Here is a 26,845-nt window from a genome sequence, read left to right on the forward strand (position 1 = left end):
GCCGGATCACTTCCCGAACCAGGAGAGCAGGGTGTGCTGGAGGATCGGGTAGAAGGCGCCGGCCATCAGGACGACCCAGACGCCGACGACGCTCCAGAGCATCTGCTTCTGGTACTTCGGGCCCTTCGACCAGAAGTCCACCGCGATGACCCGCAGGCCGTTCAGGGCGTGGAACAGGATGGCGGCGGTGAGGCCGTACTCCATCAGGTTCACCAGGGGCGTCTTGTACGTCTGAATGACGGAGTCGTACGCCTGTGGGGACACGCGCACCAGCGCGGTGTCGAGGACATGAGCGAACAGGAAGAAGAAAATGAGGACGCCGGTGACTCGATGAGCCACCCAACTCCACATGCCTTCCCGGCCGCGGTACAGCGTTCCAGCCGGCACGGAAAACCCTCCGGAAGCGGATGAAGGGCTCGGCCGGCTTCGGTGTCGGTCAGCCCGGCCGGGTACGGTCCACCGGCCGCGGACATCCTATCGACGCCGTGTCGGGAACCGCCTCCGGGGGGTTTGATTGTGATCAATCAGGCACGGGCGGCGTAACGCGGCGCCCAACTGTGACGCTGAGTCACGGTGGTGCTCCGGTACGGTGACGGACTTCCCCGCCGCCGACCCTCCCGAGGGCCTCATGCCTCCTCGCTTCGCCCCGACCCTGCTGCCTCTCGTCGCGCTGGCGTTGGCCGGCTGTACGACGGTGGGCCCCGCCGGGTCCGCCGACCGGGCCGCGACGGCCTCCGCCGCGGCGACCGTCCGGTCCTCGGTCACCGCGCCGGCGGGCGTGCCGTCAGCCGCCACCCCGTCAGCGGCCGCGCCGCGCGCGCTGACGGCGGCCGCGCTGCGGGCCGCCGCGCTGGCCGGCCAGGACCTCGCCCCGGGCTGGACCGTTACCGTCGTGACCCCTGGTCAGGGCTCCGCCGGGCCGGCCTCGGCGGAGCACGAGACCTCCGACGTGCCCGCCTGCCAGCCGGTGCTGGACGCGATCGGTCCGGCGAACCCGACCGGCGAGCCGACCGCGGAGACCGACCTGAGCCTGACCCGGGCCGGTGCCCCGGGCGCCGACGTCTACGCCGCCCTGCTCGCCTACCCGCCCGGCCGGGCGGCCCTGCTGCAGTCGCTGCTGGACCAGGTGCTGGCGCGCTGCGGCACGTTCACCTCCACCGCGACGGGCACCGGCAGCCGCAAGGGTGCCAAGACCCAGCACCGGCTGGCGCGTGCCGACACGCCCACCCCGGAGGGAGCGGACGGCGCCACCGCCTTCACCCTTACGAGTGGCAGCACGACGCCGGGCGACCCGGGCGTGGCGGCGCTCTCCCAGGACGCGACGGTGGTCCGGGTCGGCACGGCGCTGGCCGTCTTCTCCACTGTGGGCTCGGGGAAGGAGCCGGCCGCCGCGCCCGACCCGGCGGTGGTCCTGGCGCAGACCCGCAAGCTGCGGGCCGCGCAGGGGTGATGGCAGCCGGTCGCCTAGTGCGCCCCGGCGGTGTGACTGGCCACCAGGTGTTCCAGCCGGTTGAGGGCGATCCGGCGCAGTTCGTCCGAGGCGACCAGTCGTTCCTCGTCGGGGTCGTTGGCGAGTCGGGTGCGGATGGAGGTCAGCACGGCGTCGAGCATCTCCTCGGGGTCGATGCCGTCCAGGCAGACCACGAAGACGTGTCCGAACCGCGCCTCGTAGGCGGCGTGGGCGGCGCGCAGCGCGGTGTGCGCGGCCTGGCTGCCGGGTGCGCGCATGCCGAGCAGCGGCTGCGGCATCCAGCTCTCGTCGGCCAGCGCCTCGGCGAGGTCGCTCGGCCGCAGGTCGTACGACGCCTCGCTGGCGGCGGCGAGCAGGGACTCCAGATCGGGGTACGGGCGGTGCAGGGTCAGCCGCAGCGCCCAGCGGTGGCTGCCGCAGCAGGCCAGCAGGGCCTCCTCGGCTGCGCCGGGGTCGGCCTCGTTGAAGCGGTGGAGCCCGACGGCGGCAGCCGGTGTGGCGAGGGCTGCTACGGAAGTGTCGGGCCGCTGCGGAGGAATGCCGGTCGAGGGCTGTTCGACGTTTCGGTCCGTCGAACTGTCGGCCGGAGAGTCGCTGGCCAGCGGGTCCTCCTCGTGAGGGCGGGAAGGGGGCGAGCGGCGCACAGGGGAGAGGGCGTTCGTCGCGCCGCGCCTGGAGAGCGATGGACTGGGTGGATCCGAAGGGTGTCCCGGATCCGGGGGAGGGTCCGAGGATGTGCCGGTGTCGATGGGACAAGCATGGATCACGGACGATCCACGACGGCGATGACGAAGGCCTGCGGGCGCTGGTTGCGTGCGAGGCGTGCGACGGCTGGCCCGGGCGTGCCTGCCCGGCTGCTGCTGCGGGTCTCCCAGGCAGCGGCACCACGGTAGTTGAGCGCTCATCAGTTGGGGAGAGTGCTCGCAGAATTCACCCTGACGAGCTATCAAGTTGTGACCCGCACACCATCGGACCATCAGTCCGGGTGACGGGCTACTGCGCGCAGCGGGTCTGCTGGGCGGGCATCGTGCCGTTGACCAGGTACGCATCAAGCGCCTGGGTCACACAGGCGTTCCCACTGCCGAAGGCGGCGTGCCCTTCACCCTCACGGGTGAGCAGCGTGGCGTTCGCGAAGCCCTTCGCGAGGTTCTGCGCCGCCGCGTACGGGGTGGCGGGGTCGTCGGTGGTGCCGATCACCAGGATCGGTGCGCTGCCCTCGGCGCGGATCGTGTGCGGTTTTTCCGGGCTCTGGAACGGCCAGTTCGCGCAGCTCGCGCTGCTGAGGTCCTCGGCTGCGGTGTCGCTGTTGAGCAGCGGCGCGCCCTGCTTGAGCTGGGCCAGCACCTGCTGGACCCGGGCCGGCGAGGGCGCGGCGCTCGCGCCGTCGGCACAGGAGATGGCCACCTGGGCGTCGTCACTGGCGTTGTAGTGGCCGTCCTGGTCCCGGCCGTTGTAGGAGTCGGCCGCCGCGAGCAGGCTGCTGCCGTCGCCCTGCTGCATCGCTGCGGTCAGCGCGCGCCGCAGCTGCGGCCAGGAGGTCTGCTCGTCGCCGTAGAGGAAGAGCAGCGTGCCGGTCCAGCCCAGGGTGGAGCTGAGCCGGCGGCTGCCGTCGGTGCGCAGCGGCTTGTCGCGCAGCCCGTCCAGGAAGTCGGCGGCCCTCTTGCCGGCGGTGGCCGGGTCGCTGCCCAGCGGGCATTCGTCGGGATGGTTGGTGACGCAGTCGGCGGCGAACCGCTCGAACGACTTCTCGAAGCCGATCTGCTGCTGGACGTTGCTGTCCAGCTTGTCGGCGGCCGGGTCGATCGCGCCGTCCAGCACCAGCCGGCCGGTCCGGCCGGGGAACTGCTCGGCGTAGAGCGCGCCGAGGTAGGTCCCGTAGGAGATGCCGAGGTAGTCGAGCTTGTCCTGCCCCAGGGCCTGGCGCAGCACGTCCATGTCCCGGGCGGTGTCGCGGGTGCCGACGAAGGGCAGCAGCTTGCCGGCGGCGGCCTCGCAGGCCGCCGCGTAGTCTTTGGCGCGCTGGTCGCTCAGGGCCTTGCGGGCGGTCGGGTCGGCCGGCGGGTCCTGCTGGTCCAGCGCGTCGCGCTGCTGGTCGGTCAGGCAGTGGATCGGCGAGCTGGCGCCGGTGCCGCGCGGGTCGAAGCCGACGACGTCGAAACGGTCGTGCAGCGGTCCCTCGAAGTCGCCGTGGGCGTTCTTCACCAGGTCCACGCCGGATTCGCCGGGGCCGCCCGGGTTGACCACCAGCGAGCCGACCTTCTGCGCGGCGTCGGCGGCGGGTTCACGGATCAGCGCCAGATCGAGCGCGTCGGCGGCCGGGTGCGTGTAGTCGAGCGGCACGTGCAGCTTGCCGCACTGCAGGCCGCTCTCGTCGGCCGGGCAGGCGGACCAGGCGATCCGCTGGCCGTAGAAGGTCGCCAGCGCCGGATCCGTTCCGCCGGGCGACGACGCGGCGGGCCGGGCGGCCGCCGGGCCGGCCGTGGACGGTGCCGGCGACCCCGGTGCGCCCGCGCCGCCGCCGCTGCACCCGGCCAGCAGGAGCGAGGCGAGGGTCACGGGTACGGCGCAGCGGGGGAACCAGGAGATCGTCACCGAACATGTGTAGCACCTGGTTCCCGCCGCCGGATCCGGGGTGTCAGTCCCGGTGCACCTTGTAGTTCGAGGCCTGCGCCCGCGGCCGGACCACCAGCAGGTCGATGTTCACGTGCGACGGACGGGTGACCGCCCAGGCCACCGTGTCCGCGATGTCCTCCGAGGTGAGCGGGTGCGACACCCCGGCGTAGACGGCCTCCGCCTTCGCCTCGTCGCCGCGGAACCTGGTCACCGCGAAGCCCTCCGACTTGACCATGCCGGGGGCGATCTCGATCACCCGGATCGGCTCGCCGACCAGTTCGAGGCGGAGCGTCGCGGCGATGGTGTGGGTCGCGTGCTTGGCGGCCACGTAGCCGCCGCCGCCCTCGTAGGCGGCCAGCCCGGCGGTCGAGGAGAGGATCAGCACGGTGCCGTCGCCGCTCGCCCGCAGGGCCGGCAGCAGGGCCTGCGTCACGTTCAGCACGCCGAGCACGTTGACCTGGTACATCGCCAGCCAGTCGGCCGGGTCGCCCTTCTCCACCGACTCGGCGCCGATCGCCCCGCCGGCGTTGTTGACCAGGATGTCCACCTGGTCCAGCGTGGCGGCGAAGGCGTCCACGGCCGCGCGGTCGGTGACGTCCAGGGTGTGCGCCCGGCCGCCGATCTCCTTGGCCAGCGCCTCGATCCGGTCGGTGCGGCGGGCGGTCAGGACCACCGAGAAGCCCTCGGCGGCGAGCCGCCGTGCGGTCGCCGCGCCGATCCCGCTACTCGCCCCGGTGACCACGGCCACCTTCTGCTGCTCGGTCCCCATGTCGCCAGCCCTTCTGTTCCACTGTCCGTCGTGCGTGCGAGGTCATCATCGCAGCCGTGCCAGACGCGGGCCCGGAAACGCGGGCGGGGCCCGGAGTCCAGTGGACTCCGGGCCCCGCCCGTTCAGTCAGTACCGCAGTCGGTTCAGTGCTTGAACGACTTCAGGAAGCCCATGCCCGGGCTGCCGAGACCGGTCGCGGTGTCGTAGCCCTCGCCGGCCCGCAGGCCGAAGTCCGAGCCGATCTTGTACAGGCGGACCTTCAGCGCGCCGCCGACCATGCCGAGGTCCACGACGTTGCCGAGCTTGCCGTGGTTCGGGTTGTCGTCGACGTCGTTGTAGATGCTGTCGTTGTTGGCCCGGTTGTAGAGCGCCGGGTTGGCGAAGCCGATCGCCTTGCCGCCGCGCTCCTGGATGGCGTTGGCCAGCATGGCCGCGGTCTCCGGGGAGGAGACCGAGGTGCCGCCGTAGCCGCCCTCGCTGTAGGCGCCGCCGGCCGGGGTGTAGCCGACCAGGGTCGAGGCCACCAGGTCACCGCTCATCGCGATGTCCGGGGTGGCGCGCAGCGGGGTCGCCGACTTGGTGCCGTTCGCGGCCACCTTGGAGATCGAGTCCGGGACGACGTCCTTCTGGTACCACGGCTGCGCGAAGTCGGCCGAGACGCCGCCGCCACCACCGAAGTAGAACGCGCCGGGCATCGGGGTCCAGGACTTCTGGTCGGCCGAGAGCACCGAGCGCTGGTCACCCATGCTGACCTCGTCGGCGTAGGCGCCCTTCTTGTTCATCAGCTCCAGGGCGGTGCCGCCGACCGCGGTGACCCACGGGGAGGAGGACGGCCACTGGGCCTGCGCCTGGTTGGTGTCGGCCTGGCAGTTCACGCCGGTGGCCGCGGCACCCGGCGAGTTGTCGCCGCAGTCGCCGGCCGAGACCGTGAACCCGATGCCCTCGACGGCGCCGAGCTGGAAGATCTGGTTGTCGGCCGCGACCACGGCCGGGTCGATGTCGCCGCTCTTGCCGTGCATGATCTCGCCCCAGGAGTTGGAGACGACATCGGCCAGGTGGTTGTCGACGATGTTCGCCAGCGCGGCGTCCAGGTCGGCGTCCTGGCAGGAGTTGGCACCGACGTAGACGACGTTGGCGTCCGGCGCGAGGCCGTGCACCATCTCGACGTCCAGCGCCTCCTCGCCCGACCAGTCACCACAGTCGGCCTGGCTGTTCCACTGGGCGGGAGTCACGACCTCCTTGTACTGACCGGGCGCGAACGGCTTGTCGCCGTGGGCGGTCGCGAAGGTGTTGGCGTCGGCCTGCATGCTGGCGAAGCCGTACGCGTCGATGATCGCCACGGTGGCGCCCTTGCCGGACACCTTCGAGTCGGTCACGCCGTACGCCTTGCGCAGCTGGCTCGGCACGTAGGCGCAGGGCGCGAACGGCTCGTTCTTCTCGTAGCCGGCCGGGGCGCCCTTGGCGATGTCCGAGTCGTAGCCGTCGGCCGAGCAGGTCGGCACGGTCGGCAGCGTGGCCGGCGCCTTCTTGTCGGGGGCGGCGACGTCCGGGGCGGCGGCGCGGGCGGCGGCGGTGGCCGCGTTCTCGGCCTTGGCGTCGGCGGCGGCGACCGAGACGGCGTCCGAGGAGGCCTTCTGGGACGGGTCGTCGACCAGGTTGCCGACCGCGAGGACGTCGTCGGCGACGGCGGCCGGGACGACGGCGTTCTTCGCCGGGGCCCGGCGGACCCCGGTCGCGGTACGGAAGTTGTGGAACTGGGTGCCGAGCGCCTTGGCCAGCGCACCGGTCGGGCCGGAGACCTCGACGTAGTGCGTGGTGGTCGAGGTGACCTTCAGGCCGGCGCCGGTCAGCCAGGCGGTGACGGCCTTGACCTGCGCGTCGCTGGCGTCGAACTTCGCCTTGGCGTCCGCGGCGGAGAGGTACTGGCCGTACTGCGGGGAGTTCTCGTCCGACACGGCCTGCGCGAGGGCGGCGAGCGCCTTCGGGTCCTGGCCGGCGAGGTAGATGCGGGCGGTCGCCGGGGTGCTGTCAGGCACCGCACCGGCGTCGGCCTGCGAGGTGGCCCAGGCGGGGCTGGAGCCTACGAGCTCCTTGGCGACGCTCTGGTCGGCCGCCATCGCGGGATTGGCGACGGCGAACGTCCCCAGAACGAGCGCGGCAGCGGCCGGAGCCGCCACTGCTATCCGGGAGAGCCGGCTGCGAACAGCTGCTGGCACGTGGGTTCCCCACTCTCATGACGGGCCACATCGCCTGCGGTGCAGGGATGTTGACAGCGTTTCGGGATCGCCTTGTAAGGCGACCGGACGCGGGCATGGCGGATCGCCCCGCCAGAACACGCCCCTGACGGGGGGTTCGGTGGGCGCGAAACGCTGCCTGTGTGGTCGTTGTCTATTCGCTCGGACGGTCGAACCTCAAGACTTCGTCTGAATCTTTTACCTGCACATGACCTTTGCGTCCGGAACCGGCAACACTGCCGCCACATGGAGGTGATCTTCCAGTCGCATGGTGGTAGTCGTCCGTGCTGGCACCGTGCTAGGCCGTGTCTGGCGGACGAGGGCGCCCGCGGGGGCTCCGGCGCGGTGACGTGACCTGCGGGCGAGCTGGTCGTTGCACAGGTTCATCGCCCACGGCGGCGGCATCGGGGAAGGCGGCCGAAACGAGATGTCATACCCACCCTCTGGCTCACTATGCGCCAATCCGGGTACTTCTTCTGCGGAAGTCAGGCCAAACTCCAGCCGCGGCCATATCCTTGTTGAGGTGAACCATCCTCAGCCCGCCGAGCAGGCGACCCCGCAGGAACGTCCCGCCGCCGACCGCAGGCCGATGCCGGAGGGCGGCGCCGACCGCCGCCCGGCCGTCCTCGGCCGGCCGGGCTTCGACGTCCGCGCGCTGCGCGCGGAGGTCCGGACGTACGACGCGGAGCTGATCGCCTTCCGACGCGACCTGCACAGTCACCCGGAGCTCGGCCGCCAGGAGTTCCGCACCACGGGCCTGCTCGTCGACCGCCTGGTCCTGGCCGGTCTGAGCCCCCGGGTGCTGCCCGGCGGCACCGGTCTGATCGTCGACCTCGTCCCGCCCGGTACCCCGGCCGGCACCAAGCTGCTGGCCTTCCGCGCGGACATCGACGCCCTGCCGATCGACGACGCCAAGACCGACGTCCCGTACCGCTCGACGGTGCCCGGCCGGGCGCACGCCTGCGGCCACGACGTGCACACCTCCATCGCGCTCGGCACCGCGCTGGTGCTGGCGGACGCGATGCGTGCGGGCAAGCTGCGGCAGCCGGTGCGGCTGATCTTCCAGCCCGCCGAGGAGGTCATGCCCGGCGGGGCGCTGGACGTGATCAAGGCGGACGGGATGGCCGGGGTCGGCCGGATCTTCGCGGTGCACTGCGACCCCAAGGTGGAGGTCGGCAAGGTCGGCCTGAAGGTCGGCGCGATCACCTCGGCCTGCGACCGTCTGGTGCTGAGCCTGGACGGCCCCGGCGGGCACACCGCCCGCCCGCACCTGACCACCGACCTGGTGACCGTGATCGCCCGGCTCGCCGCCGACCTGCCCGGCGCGATGTCCCGCCGGATGGACCCGCGCTGGGGCGTCAGCCTGGTCTGGGGGCGGATCGCCGCGGGCTCCGCGCCCAACGTGATCCCGCAGCACGCCGAGCTGGAGGGCACCGTGCGCTGCCTGGAGCTTCCCGGCTGGCGCGAGGCGCCGGACGTGCTGCACGAGCTGATCGCCAAGATGGCCGAAACCGGGCGGGCGAAGTGGAGCCTGGACTACCACCGCGGTGTGCCGCCGGTGGTCAACGAGGCTGTCTCAATCGCGCAGTTGGAAAAGGCGATGATCCGTCAGTTCGGCGGCGGTGGTGAAGAAGTGGTGGAGGAGACGGAACAGAGCCTGGGGGGCGAGGATTTCTCCTGGTACCTGGAGCACGCGCCGGGCGCGCTGGCCCGGCTCGGCGTCCGGGCCCCGGACGAGACCGCGGTGCGTGACCTCCACCAGGGGCGGTTCGACGTGGACGAGCGGGCGATCGCCGTCGGTGTCGAACTCTTCGCCTCGCTCGCGCTGGAACACGCCCAGGTCTAGGCGCCGGATCTGATTCGGTGTCATCTGTTTTCGCGGTGGGCTTCCCCCTTCTCCCGGGTGACCGATTGTCAGAATGGCCGACTTGGTAGAGTGCGCTGTCGCGAACATGTCTGCCAAGGCGTCAGGAATAGGGGTGTCGGGCGGGCGTCGCGGAATTCCCGTTCGGAGCTCGGAGCGAATGCCACCCGGGGTGCGTGGGGGTGGATGCCCGGGCGGAAGGGGGAGCGCGCCGCACCGGCGGGGGCCCGCCGGTGCGGCGGGGCGGAGGCCGTCAGGGGTGGGTCGGGATGCCCCGGAACCGGGCCGATTGGTCAGCCATGGGGATATGTCCTAGTTTGGTGGGCCGAAGCGCCACGGTTTGATAACAACCCGAATGGCCCGGCGGCCCGTAACCCAACCGTGTTCTACGCGCGTTACGGTGGCGTCCGACCACGCCAAACGGGTGTGTGAGAAGGAGATACTCCCTTGCGCCGTACAGTAAAGCTCGCCGCGGTTGTGCTCACGGGTTCCCTGGGCATTGCCTCGCTCGCCGCTTGCGGCGCAAAGAGCAGCGACACCACCACCGCTGGTTCCTCCGGCGGCTCCGGCATCAAGGTCGGCATGGCCTACGACGTCGGCGGCCGTGGCGACCAGGGCTTCAACGACTCGGCGGCTGCCGGTCTCGACAAGGCCAAGGCCGACTTCGGGATCCAGACCACCGAGGCCGAGGCCAAGACCGGTGAGGCGGACTCCGACAAGCAGACCCGCCTGGAGACCCTGGTCACCGCCGGTTACAACCCGATCGTCGCGGTGGGCTTCGTCTACCAGACCGCGGTCGAGAAGGTCGCCAAGGAGCACCCGAACGTCAAGTTCGCGATCATCGACTCCGACTCGCCGACCCAGCCGACCAACGTCACCTCGCTGGAGTTCACCGAGCAGCAGAGCTCGTACCTGGCCGGCATCGCCGCCGCCAGCAAGACCAAGACCAAGCACGTCGGCTTCATCGGCGGTGTGCAGTCCGAGCTGATCAAGAAGTTCGAGGCCGGCTACCGCGCGGGCGTCGCCTCCGTCGACCAGAGCATCAGCGTCGACGTGACCTACCTGACCACCCCGCCGGACTTCAGCGGCTTCAGCGACCCGGCCAAGGGCAAGGAAGCCGCCCAGGGCCAGCTCGACAAGGGTGACGACGTCATCTACGCGGCGGCGGGTGCCTCCGGTACCGGTGCGATCCAGGCCGTCGCGGCCAAGCAGGGCGCCTGGGTGATCGGTGTCGACACCGACCAGGCCAAGCAGCCGGCGCTGGCGAAGTACCAGGGCTCGATCCTGACCTCGGCGCTCAAGAACGTGAACACCGCGGTGTACTCGTACATCCAGAGCATCAAGAACAACGCGCCGCTCACCGGCGTGCAGCGCTTCGACCTCAAGTCGGGCGGTGTCGGCCTGGCCACCACCGGCGGCCACATCGACGACATCAAGGCGAAGCTGGACGCCGCCACCCAGCAGATCACCTCGGGTGCGACCACCGTCCCGACCGCTCCGCCGGCCGGCTGATCAGCCGCACCGCAGTAGCAAGCACGTAGGCAAGACAAGCAAGGGGAGGGGCCCGGTGGGTCGCGCGTGAGCGCACTCCACCGGGCCCCTGCCATCCCCCGGAGGGGTTGGAACGCCGTTCGAGGCGGTCCGCCCGCATCCCCGAGGGCCCCGGCGCCCCACAGCGCCCGTCGCAGAACCTCGGCCTCCCCAGCGCAACGATGCGCCTGCTCACCCCCAGGAGATCGCCATCACCGCTTCCGAACCCTCCCTCAGCAAGGGGGGTAGCCCCAGCGTGGGGACGGCGACCGCGGCCGTCGAACTGCGCGGCATCACCAAGCGCTTCCCCGGAGTCGTGGCCAACCACGACATCGACATCACCGTCCGCAGCGGCACCGTGCACGCCCTGATGGGCGAGAACGGCGCCGGCAAGTCGACGCTGATGAAGATCCTCTACGGGATGCAGCGCCCCGACGAGGGCACCATCGCCGTCAACGGTGAGCAGGTGGAGTTCAACACCCCCGGTGACGCCATCGCGCGCGGCATCGGCATGGTCCACCAGCACTTCATGCTGGCCGACAACTTCACCGTGCTGGAGAACGTCGTCCTGGGCGGCGAGAGCCTGTACGGCATCGGCGCCAAGGCCAAGGCGAAGATCAAGGAGATCTCCGACCAGTACGGGCTGAACGTCCGCCCGGACGCCCTGGTCGAGGACCTCGGCGTGGCCGAGCGCCAGCGGGTCGAGATCCTCAAGGTGCTCTACCGCGGCGCCCGGATCCTGATCCTTGACGAGCCGACCGCCGTGCTGGTCCCGCAGGAGGTCGACGCGCTCTTCGGCAACCTGCGCGAGCTCAAGTCCGAGGGCGTCACGGTCATCTTCATCTCGCACAAGCTGCACGAGGTGCTGTCGGTCGCCGACGCGATCACCGTGATCCGCCGCGGCACCACGGTCGGCGACGCCGACCCCAAGCAGGTGACCGCCCGCGAGCTCGCCGAGCTGATGGTCGGCAGCGAGCTGCCGTCGCCGCAGAGCCGCGAGAGCACCGTCACCGACGTCGAGATGCTCAAGGTCGACTCGCTGCGGATCGCCAAGGCCGACGCCGAGGGCATCGAGCGCGTCGTCCTGGACGACATCTCGCTCACCATCCACAAGGGCGAGATCCTCGGCATCGCGGGCGTCGAGGGCAACGGCCAGGCCGAACTGGTCGAGGCCATCATGGGCATGCTGGCGCTTGACGCCGGCACCGTGACGCTCGACGGCACCGACGTGACCCGCGAGCTCACCCGGGCCCGCCGCGAGGCCGGCATCGGCTACATCCCCGAGGACCGCCACCGGCACGGCCTGCTGCTGGAGGCCCCGCTCTGGGAGAACCGGATCCTGGGCCACGTCACCGAGGCGCCGAACTCCAAGGGCTTCCGGCTCGACCCGGCCGCCGCCCGCCAGGACACCCAGCGGATCGTCCAGGAGTACGACGTCCGCACCCCCGGCATCGAGGTCACCGCGGCCTCGCTCTCCGGCGGCAACCAGCAGAAGCTGATCATCGGCCGCGAGATGAGCCACCAGCCGAAGCTGCTGATCGCCGCGCACCCCACCCGCGGCGTCGACGTCGGCGCGCAGGCGCAGATCTGGGAGCAGATCCGCTCCGCGCAGCGCGAGGGCCTGGCCGTCCTGCTGATCTCGGCCGACCTGGACGAGCTGATCGGCCTGTCCGACGCCATCCGGGTGATCTACCGCGGCAAGCTGGTCGCCGACGCCGACCCGGCCACCGTGACCGCCGAGGACCTCGGCACCGCGATGACCGGCGCCGCGCGCGGGCACATCGAGTCCGACGAGAGCGCGCTGGCCGAGGCCGCCGTGATCGCCGACCAGGACCTCGGCCGGTCCGACACCCCGCTCGGGGACACCGACACCACCGACACCCCTGCGGACGACGCGCAGGCGGGGGAGTGACCCACATGACCACGACCCAACCCGCCAAGCGCGGGTTCCTGCAGCGGATCGACCGCGAGCGGCTGATCCTGGCGCTCGCCGCGCCGGTGCTCGCCATCGTCATCTCGGTGCTGATCTGCTCGGTGCTGCTGGCCACGTCCGGCAAGAACCCGATCGACGCGTTCCACATCATGACGAACTTCGCCTCGGCCTCCGACGGCCAGGTGAAGATCCTCAACAAGGCGACCACCTACTACCTCGCCGGTGTGGCGGTGGCCTTCGGCTTCCGGATGAACCTGTTCAACATCGGCGCGGACGGCCAGTACCGGCTCGCGGCGCTGTTCGCCGCGTACGTCGGCGGCGCGGTGAACCTGCCCTCGTTCATCGAGATCCCGCTGCTGCTGATCGTCGCGATGCTGGTCGGCGGGCTCTGGGCCGCCATCGCGGGCATCCTCAAGGTGACCCGCGGCGTCAGCGAGGTCATCTCCACGATCATGCTGAACGCCATCGCCACCGGCGTGATCGGCGTGCTGCTGGTGCCCGGCATCTTCGCGCCGGGCAACGCCGGCGGGGTCAGCAACAGCATCCAGACCAAGACGATGGCCGCCAGCAGCAACTTCTTCACGATCACCACGCAGGGCGGTTCGCTCTACGGCTTCGTCATCCTCGCGGTGGTCGTCGGCGTGGCGTTCCAGCTGACGCTCAGCCGCACCCGGTTCGGCTTCGACCTGCGCGCCACCGGCCGCTCCGAGTCGGCCGCGTCCGCCAGCGGCGTGAACGTCAAGCGCATGATCCTGACCAGCATGTGCGTCTCCGGTGCGCTGGCCGGTCTGATCGGCATGCCCGACCTGCTGACCGACTCGCACTACTTCGGCCAGAACTTCCAGCCGGGTCTCGGCTTCACCGGTATCGCGATCGCGCTGCTCGGCCGCAACACCCCGATCGGGATCGGCTTCGCCGCGCTGCTGTGGTCCTTCCTGGACACCACCGCCGTGATGCTGCCGCTGCAGGGGAACTTCCCGCCGGAGATCGTCAACGTCATGCAGGGCACCATCGTCATCTGCGTCGTCGTCGCCTACGAGCTGGTGCGCCGCTACGGCCTCAAGCGCCAGCAGCAGCGGGTCGGCGCACAGCTCGCGGCGCAGGCTGCCTCGGCCGAGAAGAAGGAGGTCGCGGCATGAGCGGCAAGACTGACCAGTCGAAGTACCTTGATCACGTAACCGCCCCGCTGGGTAAGCGCGTTGCCATCCCCAAGCTCTCGCTGCCCGTCCTGCTGCTGCTGATCGCCGGCGCTCTGCTGCTCTTCTCGGCAGTGGGCGCGGCGACCGGCAACCACAGTCTGACCTCGGCCGGCCAGATCGCCGCCGCGCTCGGCGCAGCGGTCCCGATCGGCATGGCCGGTCTGGGCGGCCTCTGGGCGGAGCGGGCCGGCGTGGTCAACATCGGCCTCGAAGGCATGATGGTCGCCGGCACCTTCGCCGGCGCCTGGACCGGCTACCTGGTCAACCCCTGGGTCGGCCTGCTGGCCGGTATCGCGGCCGGCGCGGCCGGCGGCCTGCTGCACGCGGTGATCACGGTCGGCTTCGGCGTGGACCACATCGTCTCCGGTGTCGGTATCAACCTGCTGATCCCGGGCATCTGCCTGTACATCAACCGGATCTACTTCCCGGACTACGTCTCGGCCGGCGCCGGTGCCTCGCAGTCCCCGCCGACCAACTCGCTGCCGTCCATCACCATCCCCGGGCTCTCCAGCGGGCTGGCGAGCATCGAGAAGCACCACTGGTTCCTCGTCTCGGACATCGCGGGCGTGATCGGCGGCCTGGTCACCAACCTCTCGGTGGTGACGCTGCTGGCGGCCGCGCTGCTGGTCGCGAGCTACTTCCTGCTCTGGCGCACCACCTTCGGCCTGCGGCTGCGCTCCTGCGGTGAGAACCCGATCGCGGCCGAGTCGCTGGGCGTGAACGTCTACAAGTACAAGTACATCGCGGTGATCGCCTCCGGCGGCTTCGCGGGCCTCGGCGGGGCGTACCTGTCCATGGTCGCCTCGAACGTCTTCCGGGACGGCCAGACCGGCGGCCGCGGCTTCATCGGCCTCGCAGCGATGATCTTCGGCAACTGGATGCCGGGCGGCCTGGCCGTCGGCGCCGGTCTGTTCGGCTTCACCGACAGCCTGCAGCTGCGCGACCCGGGCTCGGTGCACGTCCTGCTGCTGGTCGTCGCGATCGTGATGACGCTGCTGGCGGCCTGGCACGGCTACCGGCGCAAGCTGGTCCCCGCAGCGGTCAGCCTGGCCGCGGCGGTCGGCTTGTTCGTCTGGTACGCGGCCTCGGACGCCGTGCCGCGCCCGCTGATCGTGACCACGCCGTACGTGATCACGCTCGTCGTGCTGGCGCTGTCCGCGCAGCGGCTGCGGCCGCCGAAGGCCGACGGGCAGATCTACCGCAAGGGGCAGGGCAAGTGACGGCCCCGGCTCCCGACTGGGAGAAGCTGCGCGAGGCGGCCCGGGACGCGATGTCCCGGGCGTACGCCCCGTACAGCAAGTTCCCGGTCGGCGCGGCCGCGCTGGTCGACGACGGGCGCGTGGTGACCGGCTGCAACGTGGAGAACGCCTCGTACGGGCTGGCGCTGTGCGCCGAGTGCGGGCTGGTCTCGGCGCTGCACGCGGGCGGTGGCGGCCGGCTGGTCGCCTTCACCTGCTGCGACGGCGCGGGCGAGCTGCTGATGCCCTGCGGGCGCTGCCGCCAGCTGCTCTACGAGCACGGCGGGCCCGAGCTGCTGGTGGATCTGCCGTCGGGGATCAAGCCCATGACGGAGGTCCTGCCGGACGCGTTCGGTCCGGAGCGGTTGTGACTGCACGGTTGTGACCGTGTTGGTAGTGACGCGCGTAGAGCGACGCGCGTAGAGTGACGCGGGGGCGGCCCTGAGCAGTGGCCGCCCCCGCGTCTTTCCTTTTCCGTCCCCATCAGGAGCACCTCATGGACGCCATCTCCGTCATCCGGGCCAAGCGTGACCGCCACGAACTGACCGATGATCAGATCGACTGGGTGATCGACGCCTACACCAGTGGTGAGGTGGCCGACGAGCAGATGTCCGCGCTGGCGATGGCCATCCTGCTGAACGGGATGAACCTGCGCGAGATCAGCCGCTGGACCGACGCGATGATCCGCTCCGGCGTCCGGATGGACTTCTCCGCGCTCGGCGTCCCGACCTCCGACAAGCACTCCACCGGTGGCGTCGGCGACAAGATCACGCTGCCGCTGGCTCCGCTGGTCGCCGCCTGCGGCGCGGCCGTCCCGCAGCTCTCCGGCCGGGGCCTGGGCCACACCGGCGGCACCCTGGACAAGCTGGAGTCCATCCCCGGCTGGCGTGCGCTGCTCAGCAACGACGAGATGATGCACGTGCTGCACTCCGCCGGTGCGGTCATCTGCGCGGCGGGCGACGGCCTGGCCCCCGCCGACAAGAAGCTCTACGCGCTGCGCGACGTCACCGGCACGGTCGAGGCGATCCCGCTGATCGCCAGCTCGATCATGTCGAAGAAGATCGCCGAGGGCACCGGCGCGCTGGTCCTGGACGTCAAGGTCGGCTCCGGCGCCTTCATGAAGAACCTGGACGACGCCCGCGAACTCGCCCGCACCATGGTGGGCCTGGGCCGCGGCGCCGGCGTCAACACCGTGGCGCTGCTGACCGACATGTCCACCCCGCTCGGCCTGACCGCCGGCAACGCGCTGGAGGTGCGCGAGTCGGTGGAGGTGCTGGCCGGCGGCGGCCCGGCCGACGTCGTCGAGCTGACCGTGGCGCTGGCCCGCGAGATGCTCGCGGCCGCCGGCGTGCACGGCAAGGACCCGGCCGAGGCGCTCAAGGACGGCTCCGCCATGGACCACTGGCGCCGCATGATCAGCGCCCAGGGCGGCGACGTGGACGCCCCGCTCCCGGTCGCCCGCGAGCAGCACATCGTCACTGCCCCCGCCTCCGGCGTGCTCACCGCGCTGGACGCGTACGCGGTCGGCGTCTGCGCCTGGCGCCTGGGTGCCGGCCGCGCCCGCAAGGAGGACCCGGTGCAGGCCGGCGCGGGCGTCGAGATGCACGCCAAGCCCGGCGACACGGTGGTGGCCGGCCAGCCCCTGCTGACCCTGCACACCGACACCCCCGAGCGCTACGACTACGCGCTGGCCGCCCTGACCGGCGGCATCGAGGTCGCCCCGGCGGGCACGGAGTTCACCCCGGCGCCGATCATCCTGGACCGCATCGCGTAACCCGGATCCGCCGGCCGAACCGACGCCGCGCCCACCCTGGGGGGGAGGGCGCGGCGTTGTGCGTCCCGCCTGTCGCATCGTCCGTGGCATCGTGGGGGCATGGCGACTGAAAACACAGCGCTGGGCGAGCAGTTCGAGGGGAGATCGAGGAGGCCCGGCGCGCATGGGTCGGGGAGTCCAGGCGGGCGATCGCGAAGGAGGAGCTGCGGTGAACCACTCCCGCAGGCCCTCTACGACCGGCGTACCGAGCTGGGCTTGTCGCGGCTCGAAGTGGCGGACCGGGCCGGCATGGCGCAGCACCAGATCGTGGAGGAGGCCGCCCTCCGCCTGGTGTCGCCGTACCCCGTGCTCACTCCGCCGCCCGGTGCCCGTCCGCCGGGCGACTGCTACACGCTCTCCCGGGTGGGGGAGTTGGTCCACGACGCGCTCAACGGCCGCCCCGGCGTCTTCATGGAGCAGATCGGTCCGCTGATCTACCTCCGCCCCGCGCGCGCGGGGGCGTCGAGTGGGCGGTCGACGTCCGTTGGATCGAGCTGACCCGGTGAACTTCCAGCGTCGCCAGGCGGCCGCCTCCGCTGCGGAGTTGAACTCGGCCGTCTCCCTCGCCGGGGCTCCCGCCATCCTCGCCATCCTCCTGGCCCTGACCCTGCGGCGCTGAGTGGCCGGGGCGGGTCTTCGGCGGCTGGGCGTTCAGCTGGCGGGCGATCCGGAGGACGGCCAGCTCGTGGTGCCGGACCGGCGAGGGGGTCAGGACGATCCCAACGTCGGCGATTTCGACTTTTCCCGCGCCGGGAAGCTCTGGCAGGCGGTCGGCGATGGCGCGGAGTCTGGCGTACACCGCCGGATCGGTGCTCATGTGCGCAGGGGAGCCGTGGGTGAGAGTCGCCGGCTCACGATCGCGCGCCGGGTCGCGTAGAGCGTCACGCCCGCCGCCAGGGCCATCGCCGTCAGGCCGACGGTGGCCGAGCCGGACCAGCCGACCGCGTGGTAGGCGTCGGCGCCGATGGTGCCGCCGAGGCTGTTGCCGAGGTAGTAGGCGATCAGGTACAGCGCGGAGGCCTGGGCGCGGCCGTGCTGGGCGGTGCGGCCGACGGAGGAGGACGCGGTGGCGTGGCCGGCGAAGAAGCCCGCGGTGATCAGGACCAGGCCGAGCAGGGCGCAGAGCAGCGATTCGGCCAGCGAGAGCAGCAGCCCGGCCGTGGTCAGGCCGATCGCTACGTAGAGCGCGCCGCGTCGGCCGAGGCGGGCGACCAGGCGGCCGGCGCCGGCCGAGGAGGCGGTGCCGACCAGGTAGACCACGAAGATCGAGGCGGCGACCGACTGCGGCAGGTCGAAGGGTGCGGCGATCAGCCGGAAGCCCACCGTGTTGTAGACCGCGCCGAAGACCGCCATGAAGAGCATGCCGAGCGCGTACAGCCGCAGCAGCAGCGGGTTGCGCAGGTGCGCGGAGACCGTGCCGGCCAGGGCGCGGGCGTCCACGGGGGTGCGCCGGAAGTGCTGGGCGGCGGGGATCAGCAGCCGGAACGCGGCGGCGGCGAGCAGGGCCAGCAGCGCGGAGACGGCCAGTCCCCAGCGCCAGCCCCAGGCGGCGCCGGCCCAGCCGGAGACCAGGCGCCCGCCCATCCCGCCGATGCTGTTCCCGGCCACGTACAGGCCCATGGCGGAGGCCAGCGCGCTCGGGTGGACCTCCTCGGCCAGGTAGGCCATCGCGGTGGCCGGCAGGCCGGCCAGCGCGGCGCCCTGGAGCACCCGCAGGGCGACCAGTGCGCCGAGTCCGGGGGCGAACGGCAGGGCCAGCGCGATCAGCGAGGCGGCGACCACCGACCAGGTCATCACGGCGGTGCGCCCGTACCGGTCGGAGAGCGCGCTGGCCGGGAGCAGCGCCAGGGCGAGTCCGAGGGTGGCCGCCGAGGCCGTCCAACTGGCTTGTCCGGGAGTGAGGTTCAGGCTGCTGGAGAGCAGCGGCAGCAGGCCCTGGGTGGAGTACAGCAGGACGAAGGTGGCGATGCCGGCGGCGAACAGCGCGAGGTTGGAGCGCCGGAAGGCGCGCGAGCCGGGGCGCAGTCGTCGGTCGGTGGTGGTGGACGGCAGGGACAGGGCATCCACGGCGGTAGCAGTGGCTGCCCCGGTACTGGCGGGAGACATGCCACTGACGCTAGACCCGGCTCTTCTGATGCGTCCAATACATCGATGGCGGATCATTGATGCGGTGACGTATGAATCATCCTCCGCCGCCCCGCAGCGCCGCCCCGCCGATCTGGAGCCGGACGCCCCGGCGGTGCTGCTCGCGCCGCGGCTGGCCCAGTTCGCCGCAGTGGCCAGGCTCGAACACGTCACCCGGGCCGCCCAGTTGCTCGGCATGCCGCAGCCCACGCTCTCCCGGGCGGTGGCCCGGCTGGAGGACGACCTCGGCGTCGCGCTGCTGGCCCGGCAGGGCCGGACGGTCCGGCTCACCCGGGCCGGGCGGATGCTGCTCGACGCGGTGGAGCGCGCGCTGGCGGAGGTCGAGCGCGGCGCGGAGGCGGTCCGCGCGGAGGCCGACCCGGCGTCGGGACGGGTGGCCTTCGGCTTTCTGCACACCCTGGGGACGGACGCCGTCCCGGCGCTGCTGCGCGGCTTCCGGGCCGAGTATCCACAGGTGCGCTTCCAGCTGGTGCAGGACTACGTGGTCGCGATGCTGGCCCGGATGCGGGCCGGCGAGCTGGACCTCTGCCTGGTCTCGCCGATCCCGGACGAGCCGGATCTGGTCACCCGCCCGCTCGACGAGCAGCGGCTCAACCTGGCCGTACCCTCCGACCACCGGCTGGCGGGGCGGCGCCGGATCCGGCTGGCGGAGGTCGCCGAGGAGCCGTTCGTCGCGGTCGGGCCGGGGTACGGACTGCGGCAGATCACCGCCGACTTCTGCGCGCAGGCCGGGTTCGCGCCGCGGATCGCCTTCGAGGGGGAGGAGGTCGAGACGCTGCGCGGGCTGGTCGCGGCGGGTCTCGGGGTGGCGCTGCTGCCGCCGGGGCTGGTGCCGCGTCCGGGGGTGGTGGAGCTGGAGGTGACGGCGCCGCGGACCCGGCGCGCGATCGGTCTCGCCTGGCCGGCGGGCCGGCCGTTGACCCCGCCGGTGGAGGCGTTCCGGGACTTCGTCCTGGCCCGGCGCGGACGCCTGTTGGAGCACGACTGACGGTGGCGGCGCGGCGCTGCCGCCCGAGGGTGGACGGATCGCCCCGGAGCCGCGTGGCGGGTAGGAATCTACGCGCGTAGGGGCTACACTCCCGCAATGGAAAAGCAGATCTCAGTCCCCGCGGGCACCACGGCCCCGCGTATCCCCACCGCCGACCAGATCAAGCGCGCGCCGAAGGTGCTGCTGCACGATCACCTGGACGGCGGCCTGCGCCCCGAGACCATCGTCGAACTGGCCGCCGCCTGCGGCTACCAGGGGCTCCCCACCACCGATCCGACCAAGCTGGGCGTCTGGTTCCGCGAGGCCGCGGACTCCGGTTCGCTGGTGCGCTACCTGGAGACCTTCGCGCACACCTGCGCCGTCATGCAGACCCGTGAGGCGCTGATCAAGGTCGCCGCCGACTGCGCCGAGGACCTGGCCGCCGACGGCGTCGTCTACGCCGAGGTGCGCTACGCCCCCGAGCAGCACCTGGAGGCCGGGCTGACCCTCGACGAGGTCGTCGAGGCGGTCAACGAGGGCTTCCGCCTCGGCGAGGCCAACGCCCGCGCGAACGGCGACCGGATCCGGGTCGGCACCCTGCTCACCGCGATGCGGCACGCCGCGCGCTCGCAGGAGATCGCCGAGCTGGCCAACCGCTACCGCGACCAGGGCGTCGTCGGCTTCGACATCGCGGGCGCGGAGGCCGGCCACCCGCCGACCCGTCACCAGGGCGCCTTCGACTACCTCAAGGGCGAGAACAACCACTTCACCATCCACGCGGGCGAGGCCTTCGGTCTGCCGTCGATCTGGGAGGCCCTGCAGTGCTGCGGCGCCGACCGGCTCGGCCACGGCGTGCGGATCATCGACGACATCACGGTGCACGAGGACGGCACCGTCACGCTCGGCCGGCTGGCCGCGTACGTGCGCGACAAGCGGATCCCGCTGGAGATGTGCCCGACCTCCAACCTGCAGACCGCGGCGGCGACTTCGTACGCCGAGCACCCGATCGGGCTGCTCAGCCGGCTGAAGTTCCGGGTCACCGTCAACACCGACAACCGGCTGATGAGCGGGACCAGCATGAGCCAGGAGTTCGCGCACCTGGTGGAGGCCTTCGGCTACACCCTGGACGACATGTCCTGGTTCGCCACCAACGCCATGAAGTCGGCGTTCCTCCCGTTCGACGAGCGGCTCGCCATGATCAACGACGTGATCAAGCCCGGCTATGCCGAGCTCAAGGCCGAGTGGCTGTTCGGAACCTCTGCCTGAGGCAACGTCAAGTCCGCGTGAATGTCGGCTAGTCGGACGGTCTGACGAGTAATCCGAACGGGTTACACGCCTTTGGTCCACGCACTGCGTCGTGCCTACGGTGGGCCAGTCACGATGACACGGTGCAACGGCGTTCGCCTCGGCGGCCGCCTCGACGACCGCCCTGGCGGCCGTCGGTGCGCCGGCCCGACGAGGACACGAGGACGCACTCATGAAGCAGGCCACTCTCAAGGTCGCCGGTACCGCCGCGCTCGGCGTCGCCATCGCTGCGGTCGCGGCCGGTTCCGCCTCCGCTGCCGCCGGCGCCGGCGGTCTCGGGCTCCCCACCACCGCACTGACGGACGGTGGGCTGACCGGCACGGCCACCAGCAGCCTGAGCAAGGCCCCCGCGGTCGGCGGCCCGGTCGCGCAGACCATGGGCACGCTCAACCCGAGCGCCGGTGCCCCGGCCGCCGCCGCGCCGGTCGCCGACGCCGCCGCCCCGGCCGCGACGCGTGCCACGGGCCTGCCCACCGGCGCGCTGACCGGTCTGGCCGGCAAGGCGCAGGGCCCGGTCGCCGGTCTGGTGGGTGGAGTCTCCCCGGTCAGCGGCGGCCTGCCCGGCCTCGGCGGCTGAGCCGGTCGTCACAGGCGAGGGGGCCGTCCGTTCTGCTCGGCGCAGAACGGACGGCCCCCTCGGCCGTTCGCGGCGGGCGCGGAGCCCGGCGGGCGGTCACGGCTCCTGCGGGAGCAGCAGCCAGAGCGCCAGGTAGATCAGGAACTGCGGTCCGGGCAGCAGGCAGGACGCCAGGAAGATCAGCCGGACCGTCCACGGAGCGAGGCCGAAGCGCTCGGCGATCCCGGCGCAGACGCCGGCGATGACGCGGTGGTGACGGGGGCGGGCGAGGGTGCGCATAGCGGGCTCCGAGTGGTCGTGCGGTCCGGTCGGCCTTGTCCCGACTGGTCCGGGGGCCTGTCACCATCCTGCGGCGGCGGGCCCGATCGGACGTCGGCCGCAGTGTCGATCCGCGACCCCGGTGTCTTCCCGGGGTGCGGCGGCCGCTTCTCGGGGTCACCGTCAGGGTCGTCCCGGAGCCCGTCGTCGGCTAGTGCCGTGGGCTCAGCCCCGGCCGGCCTTGACCAGGCTCGGCGGGCGCGGCGCGGCGACCAGCGGGCTGCCGGGCAGGGCGACCGGGAGCCGCGCCGCGGTGGGCGCTTCATGACGGGCGACGGGTACCGGCGGTGCGCTGGGTGCCTGCGGCGCGGCCGGCTCGGACCCGCCCGGCGCGTGCTCGGCCGAGAGGCGTGCCCGCAGCATCGCGCGCCCGCCGGGTACCGCCGCCAGATGCAGCAGTGCGGCGCCGATCACCCCGAGCACGATGTCGTCGACGTTCAGCACCTGTCCGGCCCACGAGGTCCGGAGGAACTCCAGCGTGGTGGCGATCACCGTGGTGGCCCCGACCACCTGCGCGAACGAGGGCAGCCAGGCAGTCCGCAGCCGTCCGCCCGCCAGGGGGAGCAGTACGCCGAGCGGCGCCAGCGGCAGCAGGCCGTCGGCCAGCCGCCGCAGTCCGGCGCCGCCGCCCTCCGCGAAGGCGCGGCGGACCGAGCCGAAGGGCGTCAAGGTGGTGTCGTAGGCCCAGCCTGCCCCGCTGGTACGCAGCGCCAGCCAGCAGCTCAGTGCGAGGAAGAGCGTGAGCAGCACCAGCCCGGCGGTCCGGGCGGTCCGGGAGACCGCGTCGGGCGAGGGCGCGGCGGAGGGCGCCGGCGAGGGCGTCGGGCCAAGCGGATCCCGTGGGCGCCAGGGGCTCTGCCCGGGGGAAGCGCTTGCCTCCGGCAGGGCGCCTGCGCCCTGCCGACGGGATCCGATCCGCACGCTGTCGCGCGCTGGTCGCGCGCTGGTGCCATCTCGCTGCACGTCTCCCAGGACGCGGCGATCCGCCGTCGCGGTTCCCCCGGGCGTGCGCCCGGGCGGGTCAGCCGCAGCTGGGCGGGCTGCTCGGGGTCGGGCTCGGCGTCGGGAGGGCACTGAAGAGGCTGCCGGTGGGCGGCGCCGTCGAGGGCATGACGCCTGGTGCGACCGGGCGGGGGAGGCCCGGGCTGTGCGGTGCGGGCGCCGGGGTGGACGCTGCGGCCGGTACGTGCACCGGGCTCGGGCAGGCCGTCCGGCTGGCGGGCGCGCCGGCGTCGACGGGGACGGCGGTCGGGCGGATCCCGCAGCCGGTGGCCAGCAGCGCGGTGAACGCCGCTGCACCGAGCGCCACGACCCAGCGCGTCGTGCCGGCCGGTTGGTTCACCTTGTTCGTCTGGTTCACCGCCTGGGCCTCCGCTCGGTTCCGTCCGTCGTCCCAGTGGTCCCTGTCGCCCCTCTGGTTCCTGCTGTCCCATCCTCGCCTGCCGCCGCCGCGCCGCCGGGTTCGGGGGGCGCCACCGGCAGCGTCAGGGTGAACACCGCGCCGCCTCCGGAGCCGGCCGGCGCGTTGGCGGCGGTGATGGTGCCGCCGTGGATCTGGGCGTTGGCCATCGCGATGGAGAGGCCGAGTCCGCTGCCCTCCGAGCGGGCCCGGCCCTTGTCGGCCTTGTAGAACCGGTCGAAGACGTGCGGCAGCACGTCCTCCGGGATGCCGGGGCCGCTGTCCGAGACCGCCACCACGATCTCCTGCGGCAGCTGGGTGACCTTGACCCGGACCGGCGAGCCGCCGTGCTTGAGGGCGTTGCCGATCAGGTTGGCGAAGACCACGTCGAGCCGGCGCGGGTCGACCACCGCCAGCACGCCGCGCGGGGCGTCCACCTCCACGGCGTCGTACCAGGCACGGCCGTCGATGCAGGACATGATCAGGTCGGCGATGTCCATCTCGTCCGCGACCAGCCGGGCGGTCCCCGCGTCGAAGCGGGTCACCTCCATCAGGTTCTCCACCAGGTCGGACAGCCGCCGGGTCTCGCTGACCACCAGCCGGACGGCCGGCGCGATCATCGGGTCCAGCGACTCGGCCTCGTCCTCCAGGATGTCGGTGACCGCGGTCATCGCGGTCAGTGGCGTGCGCAGCTCGTGCGACATGTCGGCGACGAACCGCCGGCTCTGCGCCTCGCGCGCGCTCAACTCCTCGACCTGGCCGTGCAGGGCCTCCGCGGTTCGGTTGAACGTCCGTGCCAGGTCCGAGAGTTCGTCCGCGCCACTGACCTCCAGTCGGGTGTCCAGCTGCCCCTCACCCAACCGCTTTGCCGCGTCCGCGAGTTGGCGCACCGGGCGGAGGACGGTCGCCGAGGCGGCCTGGGCCAGCAGGGTGGCCGCGATCAGCGCGAGCAGCGTGGCCACGGCCAACGACCAGCCCAGGGTGTTGAGATCGGCCCGCTCGTTGTCCAGGGACTTGAACATGTACGCCGTCAGGCCGGTCGGCACGATCTCCGTCCCGCCCACCACGAACGGTTCGCCGCCGATGTTCACCCGCTGCCAGTACAGGTGGTGGGCGAAGTCGTTTCCGGCGCCGACCGGACGGGCCTTGGCGACCGCCGCCACCAGCGTCGGCGGCACCTGGTTGATGGTGAAGCGCGGAGTGGAGTCGGCGACGCAGTCCGGCTGGTTCCGGTCCACCACGACCACGCTGTAGCTCAGCCCGAAGGTCGCCACGTCCGAGGCGAACTGGGCGAGGTCGGCGCAGCTCGCGCCGAGCGGCAGGTTCGAGACGTTGCGGGTCAGCGAGCCCCGGAAGTCGGTCAGCGCGTTGTCCTGGGCGCGCTTGAGCACCGCGTCCCGGTTCAGCCAGTAGGCGATCCCGGAGGCGGAGGAGGCGGCGGCCAGCGCGACCACGGCGAACACCGCGACCAGCCGCACCCGTAGCGAGCTCAGTCGCAGCCGCCGCCACGGGCCGGAGGCGAGGCGGCGGCCGTTCTGATGGTCAGTCACGTGTCGGATTCGCTATCAGCAGAGGGGTCAGGCGGGCGGGTCCAGACGATAGCCGACGCCGCGCACGGTGCGAATCAGGGTCGGCGCCGAGGGCACGTCCTCCACCTTCGCCCGCAGCCGCTGGACACAGGCGTCCACCAGCCGGGAGTCGCCCAAGTAGTCGTGCTCCCAGACCAGTCGCAGCAGCTGCTGGCGGGAGAGCGCCTGGCCGGGACGGCGGCTGAGCTCCAGCAGCAGCCGCAGCTCGGTCGGGGTCAGCTGGAGGTCCTCGCCGTCCTTGGTGACCGTCATCGCCGAGCGGTCGATCACCACCGAACCGTACGCGGAGGAGTCGGAGTTCTCCCGTTCGCCGCGGCGCAGCACGGCGCGGATCCGGGCGTCCAGGACGCGTGGCTGCACCGGCTTGACCACGTAGTCGTCGGCGCCGGACTCCAGGCCGACCACCACGTCGATGTCGTCGGAGCGGGCGGTGAGCAGGATGATCGGCAGTTGGTCGGTGCGCCGGATACGCCGGCAGACCTCGAAACCGTCGATCCCGGGCAGCATCACGTCCAGCACGATGAGGTCGGGCCGCTGCTCCTTGAAGAGCCGGAGGCCGTCTTCGCCGGAGGCTGCGGCGGCCACACGGTGGCCCTGGCGGGTGAGAGCGAGTTCGAGGCCGGTCCGGATGGCGTCGTCGTCCTCGATCAGTAGGAGGAAAGGCACCCGCTCATTCTGGCTCACCCCGTGAGCTGCGGGAACCGCCGGGGCCGGACCCACGTCTCCCAGTCCGACCGGTAGTGCGGGACCAAAGACCTTTTCCTGTGACACCGCTGTGACAGACGGCGGACACCGCCAAGACGGGCGGCGGGCAAGATTTTCCATGTCGCCGCAACGGAACGGCAGCTGAGCGGCTCGAAAGAGCAGCTCAGCGGCCCCGGAACGGCGACAGGGACAAGGAACCCGCTCGTACCGATCATGGGGGCGCACGATGAACGCAACGCTTCAGACCCGGGGCATCTCGGATGCACACAACCCGGCCGTCCGCGGCGCTCGTCCGTCGGGTCGCACGCGGATCGAGCACTGCACGGGGGCCCGCCGGGTGAGCGGCGGGAGCAGGACGGGTGAGTTGTACGGGATCGGCCGCGCGGGGAGCGCGACCGAGACCACCCAGACCCTGACGCTGCGCGGGATAACTCCCGTGCACGTCCAGGGACAGGACCTCCCGGGGGGCCCCGGGAGTGGTCCGCAGGCCATCGGCTCGGGGGAGCCGACGGTCGGACCGGTCGCCGGGGCGACCCTCTTCGGGCTCGCGCCGGTCGAGGACCACACCCGGCCCGGCGGACAGGGAGGCGCGCAGGGGGAGCCCTCGCCCGCCGCGGACGAACACCTGGCGGAGTTCACCGCGTACGTACGCGAGCGTCGCGCCTCCCTGTACGCCACCGCCTACCACCTGACCGGTGACCGCTTCGAGGCCGAGGACCTGTTGCAGAGCGCGCTCTTCAGCACCTACCGCGCCTGGGGCCGGATCACCGACAAGGCGGCGGTCGGCGGCTACCTGCGCCGCACCATGACCAACCTGCACATCTCGGCCTGGCGCCGCCGCAAGCTCAACGAGTACCCGACCGAGGAGCTGCCGGAGACGGTCGGCGACACGGACGCGATGGGTGGCACCGAGCTGCGCGCCGTGCTCTGGCAGGCGCTCGCCAAGCTCCCGGAGAACCAGCGCACCATGCTGGTCCTGCGCTACTACGAGGGCCGCACCGACCCGGAGATCGCCGACATCCTCGGCATCAGCGTCGGCACCGTCAAGAGCAGCATCTGGCGCTCGCTGCGCCGCCTGCGCGACGACGAGCAGCTCAACCGCACCGGCGACACCGCCTTCGCTTTCGGCGAGCTGGTCGCGTAACTCAGAACTTCCCGTCGGGGGACGGGTAGCAG

At 72.0% G+C, this 26,845-nt stretch carries 24 protein-coding genes; 13 read left to right on the forward strand and 11 right to left on the reverse strand.

The genetic code is table 11. From position 1 onward, the window contains the following. Window positions 1-6: 6 nt before the first annotated feature. Window positions 7-387 (reverse strand): succinate dehydrogenase, cytochrome b556 subunit, encoded by a 381-nt coding sequence (sdhC, locus tag BS80_RS25755; RefSeq protein ID WP_035800990.1) that lies wholly within the window; start codon window positions 385-387, stop codon window positions 7-9. Window positions 388-589: 202 nt separating this feature from the next. On the opposite strand from sdhC, the gene BS80_RS25760 reads away from it, so the two are divergent. Then, window positions 590-1,450, forward strand: a complete 861-nt coding sequence (locus tag BS80_RS25760) for a hypothetical protein (RefSeq protein WP_035800991.1) — start codon at window positions 590-592, stop codon at window positions 1,448-1,450. Between the two features lie 14 nt (window positions 1,451-1,464). Here the strand turns inward: BS80_RS25760 and BS80_RS25765 are convergent, their stop codons facing one another. The 4 genes from BS80_RS25765 to BS80_RS25780 form a co-directional block, all read right to left on the reverse strand. Next, window positions 1,465-2,115, reverse strand: coding sequence for a 2-oxo-4-hydroxy-4-carboxy-5-ureidoimidazoline decarboxylase (locus BS80_RS25765; RefSeq protein WP_232246597.1), 651 nt, complete (start codon window positions 2,113-2,115; stop codon window positions 1,465-1,467). A 349-nt stretch (window positions 2,116-2,464) separates the two neighbouring features. After that, entirely contained in the window at window positions 2,465-4,063 is a 1,599-nt protein-coding gene (locus tag BS80_RS25770) for an alpha/beta hydrolase (RefSeq protein ID WP_063772051.1), read from the reverse strand. Window positions 4,064-4,106: 43 nt separating this feature from the next. Then, window positions 4,107-4,853, reverse strand: a complete 747-nt coding sequence (locus BS80_RS25775; protein WP_035800993.1) for an SDR family oxidoreductase — start codon at window positions 4,851-4,853, stop codon at window positions 4,107-4,109. A 143-nt stretch (window positions 4,854-4,996) separates the two neighbouring features. Next, window positions 4,997-7,069 (reverse strand): S53 family peptidase, encoded by a 2,073-nt coding sequence (locus BS80_RS25780; RefSeq protein WP_157536567.1) that lies wholly within the window; start codon window positions 7,067-7,069, stop codon window positions 4,997-4,999. A gap of 541 nt (window positions 7,070-7,610) precedes the next feature. On the opposite strand from BS80_RS25780, the gene BS80_RS25785 reads away from it, so the two are divergent. The 8 genes from BS80_RS25785 (at window position 7,611) to BS80_RS42025 (ending at window position 17,162) form a co-directional block, all read left to right on the forward strand. Next, window positions 7,611-8,933, forward strand: coding sequence for an amidohydrolase (locus BS80_RS25785; RefSeq protein WP_232246598.1), 1,323 nt, complete (start codon window positions 7,611-7,613; stop codon window positions 8,931-8,933). A gap of 465 nt (window positions 8,934-9,398) precedes the next feature. Further along, window positions 9,399-10,463, forward strand: a complete 1,065-nt coding sequence (locus BS80_RS25790; protein ID WP_035801002.1) for a BMP family lipoprotein — start codon at window positions 9,399-9,401, stop codon at window positions 10,461-10,463. Between the two features lie 388 nt (window positions 10,464-10,851). Further along, window positions 10,852-12,393, forward strand: coding sequence for an ABC transporter ATP-binding protein (locus tag BS80_RS25795; RefSeq protein ID WP_051967209.1), 1,542 nt, complete (start codon window positions 10,852-10,854; stop codon window positions 12,391-12,393). A gap of 5 nt (window positions 12,394-12,398) precedes the next feature. Continuing rightward, window positions 12,399-13,553 (forward strand): ABC transporter permease, encoded by a 1,155-nt coding sequence (locus tag BS80_RS25800; protein ID WP_051967051.1) that lies wholly within the window; start codon window positions 12,399-12,401, stop codon window positions 13,551-13,553. Continuing rightward, window positions 13,550-14,833, forward strand: a complete 1,284-nt coding sequence (locus tag BS80_RS25805) for an ABC transporter permease (RefSeq protein ID WP_051967053.1) — start codon at window positions 13,550-13,552, stop codon at window positions 14,831-14,833. Before BS80_RS25800 ends, BS80_RS25805 begins: the two co-directional genes overlap by 4 nt. After that, entirely contained in the window at window positions 14,830-15,222 is a 393-nt protein-coding gene (locus BS80_RS25810; protein WP_035801004.1) for a cytidine deaminase, read from the forward strand. The genes BS80_RS25805 and BS80_RS25810 overlap by 4 nt, the downstream gene beginning before the upstream one ends. Window positions 15,223-15,347: 125 nt before the next feature. Continuing rightward, the gene (locus tag BS80_RS25815; protein ID WP_035801006.1) at window positions 15,348-16,625 is read left to right on the forward strand and encodes a thymidine phosphorylase; all 1,278 of its coding nucleotides are present in this window, start codon (window positions 15,348-15,350) and stop codon (window positions 16,623-16,625) included. A 255-nt stretch (window positions 16,626-16,880) separates the two neighbouring features. Further along, window positions 16,881-17,162: a hypothetical protein gene (locus BS80_RS42025; protein ID WP_035801008.1), complete on the forward strand. Its 282-nt coding sequence runs from the start codon at window positions 16,881-16,883 to the stop codon at window positions 17,160-17,162. A 315-nt stretch (window positions 17,163-17,477) separates the two neighbouring features. Here BS80_RS42025 and BS80_RS25825 read toward each other — a convergent pair whose 3' ends face one another. Continuing rightward, window positions 17,478-18,770, reverse strand: a complete 1,293-nt coding sequence (locus tag BS80_RS25825) for an MFS transporter (protein WP_035801010.1) — start codon at window positions 18,768-18,770, stop codon at window positions 17,478-17,480. Between the two features lie 64 nt (window positions 18,771-18,834). On the opposite strand from BS80_RS25825, the gene BS80_RS25830 reads away from it, so the two are divergent. The 3 genes from BS80_RS25830 (at window position 18,835) to BS80_RS38060 (ending at window position 21,658) form a co-directional block, all read left to right on the forward strand. Next, window positions 18,835-19,797, forward strand: a complete 963-nt coding sequence (locus BS80_RS25830) for a LysR family transcriptional regulator (protein WP_035801012.1) — start codon at window positions 18,835-18,837, stop codon at window positions 19,795-19,797. Between the two features lie 96 nt (window positions 19,798-19,893). Further along, window positions 19,894-21,042: an adenosine deaminase gene (locus BS80_RS25835; protein WP_051967054.1), complete on the forward strand. Its 1,149-nt coding sequence runs from the start codon at window positions 19,894-19,896 to the stop codon at window positions 21,040-21,042. 211 nt (window positions 21,043-21,253) lie between these two features. Continuing rightward, window positions 21,254-21,658 carry a hypothetical protein gene (locus BS80_RS38060; RefSeq protein ID WP_051967056.1) on the forward strand — a complete coding sequence of 135 codons (405 nt, stop codon included), beginning with the start codon at window positions 21,254-21,256 and terminating at the stop codon, window positions 21,656-21,658. 96 nt (window positions 21,659-21,754) lie between these two features. On the opposite strand, the gene BS80_RS25845 is transcribed toward BS80_RS38060, so the two are convergent. The 5 genes from BS80_RS25845 to BS80_RS25865 form a co-directional block, all read right to left on the reverse strand. Beyond that, a complete protein-coding gene (locus BS80_RS25845; protein ID WP_035801014.1) occupies window positions 21,755-21,937 on the reverse strand; it encodes a PspC domain-containing protein in 183 nt (60 codons plus the stop codon). A 204-nt stretch (window positions 21,938-22,141) separates the two neighbouring features. Further along, window positions 22,142-22,897 (reverse strand): VanZ family protein, encoded by a 756-nt coding sequence (locus tag BS80_RS25850; protein WP_157536568.1) that lies wholly within the window; start codon window positions 22,895-22,897, stop codon window positions 22,142-22,144. A 100-nt stretch (window positions 22,898-22,997) separates the two neighbouring features. Then, on the reverse strand, window positions 22,998-23,336 hold the full coding sequence (locus BS80_RS25855) for a hypothetical protein (RefSeq protein ID WP_035801015.1): 339 nt from the start codon (window positions 23,334-23,336) through the stop codon (window positions 22,998-23,000). Continuing rightward, window positions 23,333-24,925 (reverse strand): sensor histidine kinase, encoded by a 1,593-nt coding sequence (locus BS80_RS25860; protein ID WP_051967060.1) that lies wholly within the window; start codon window positions 24,923-24,925, stop codon window positions 23,333-23,335. Before BS80_RS25860 ends, BS80_RS25855 begins: the two co-directional genes overlap by 4 nt. Window positions 24,926-24,952: 27 nt before the next feature. Continuing rightward, window positions 24,953-25,630 (reverse strand): response regulator transcription factor, encoded by a 678-nt coding sequence (locus BS80_RS25865; RefSeq protein WP_035801021.1) that lies wholly within the window; start codon window positions 25,628-25,630, stop codon window positions 24,953-24,955. A gap of 451 nt (window positions 25,631-26,081) precedes the next feature. On the opposite strand from BS80_RS25865, the gene BS80_RS43040 reads away from it, so the two are divergent. After that, window positions 26,082-26,813, forward strand: a complete 732-nt coding sequence (locus tag BS80_RS43040) for a SigE family RNA polymerase sigma factor (RefSeq protein WP_083975376.1) — start codon at window positions 26,082-26,084, stop codon at window positions 26,811-26,813. The last annotated feature ends 32 nt before the right edge of the window (window positions 26,814-26,845 follow it).

The organism is Kitasatospora mediocidica KCTC 9733 (assembly GCF_000744225.1).
Classification (GTDB): domain Bacteria; phylum Actinomycetota; class Actinomycetes; order Streptomycetales; family Streptomycetaceae; genus Kitasatospora; species Kitasatospora mediocidica.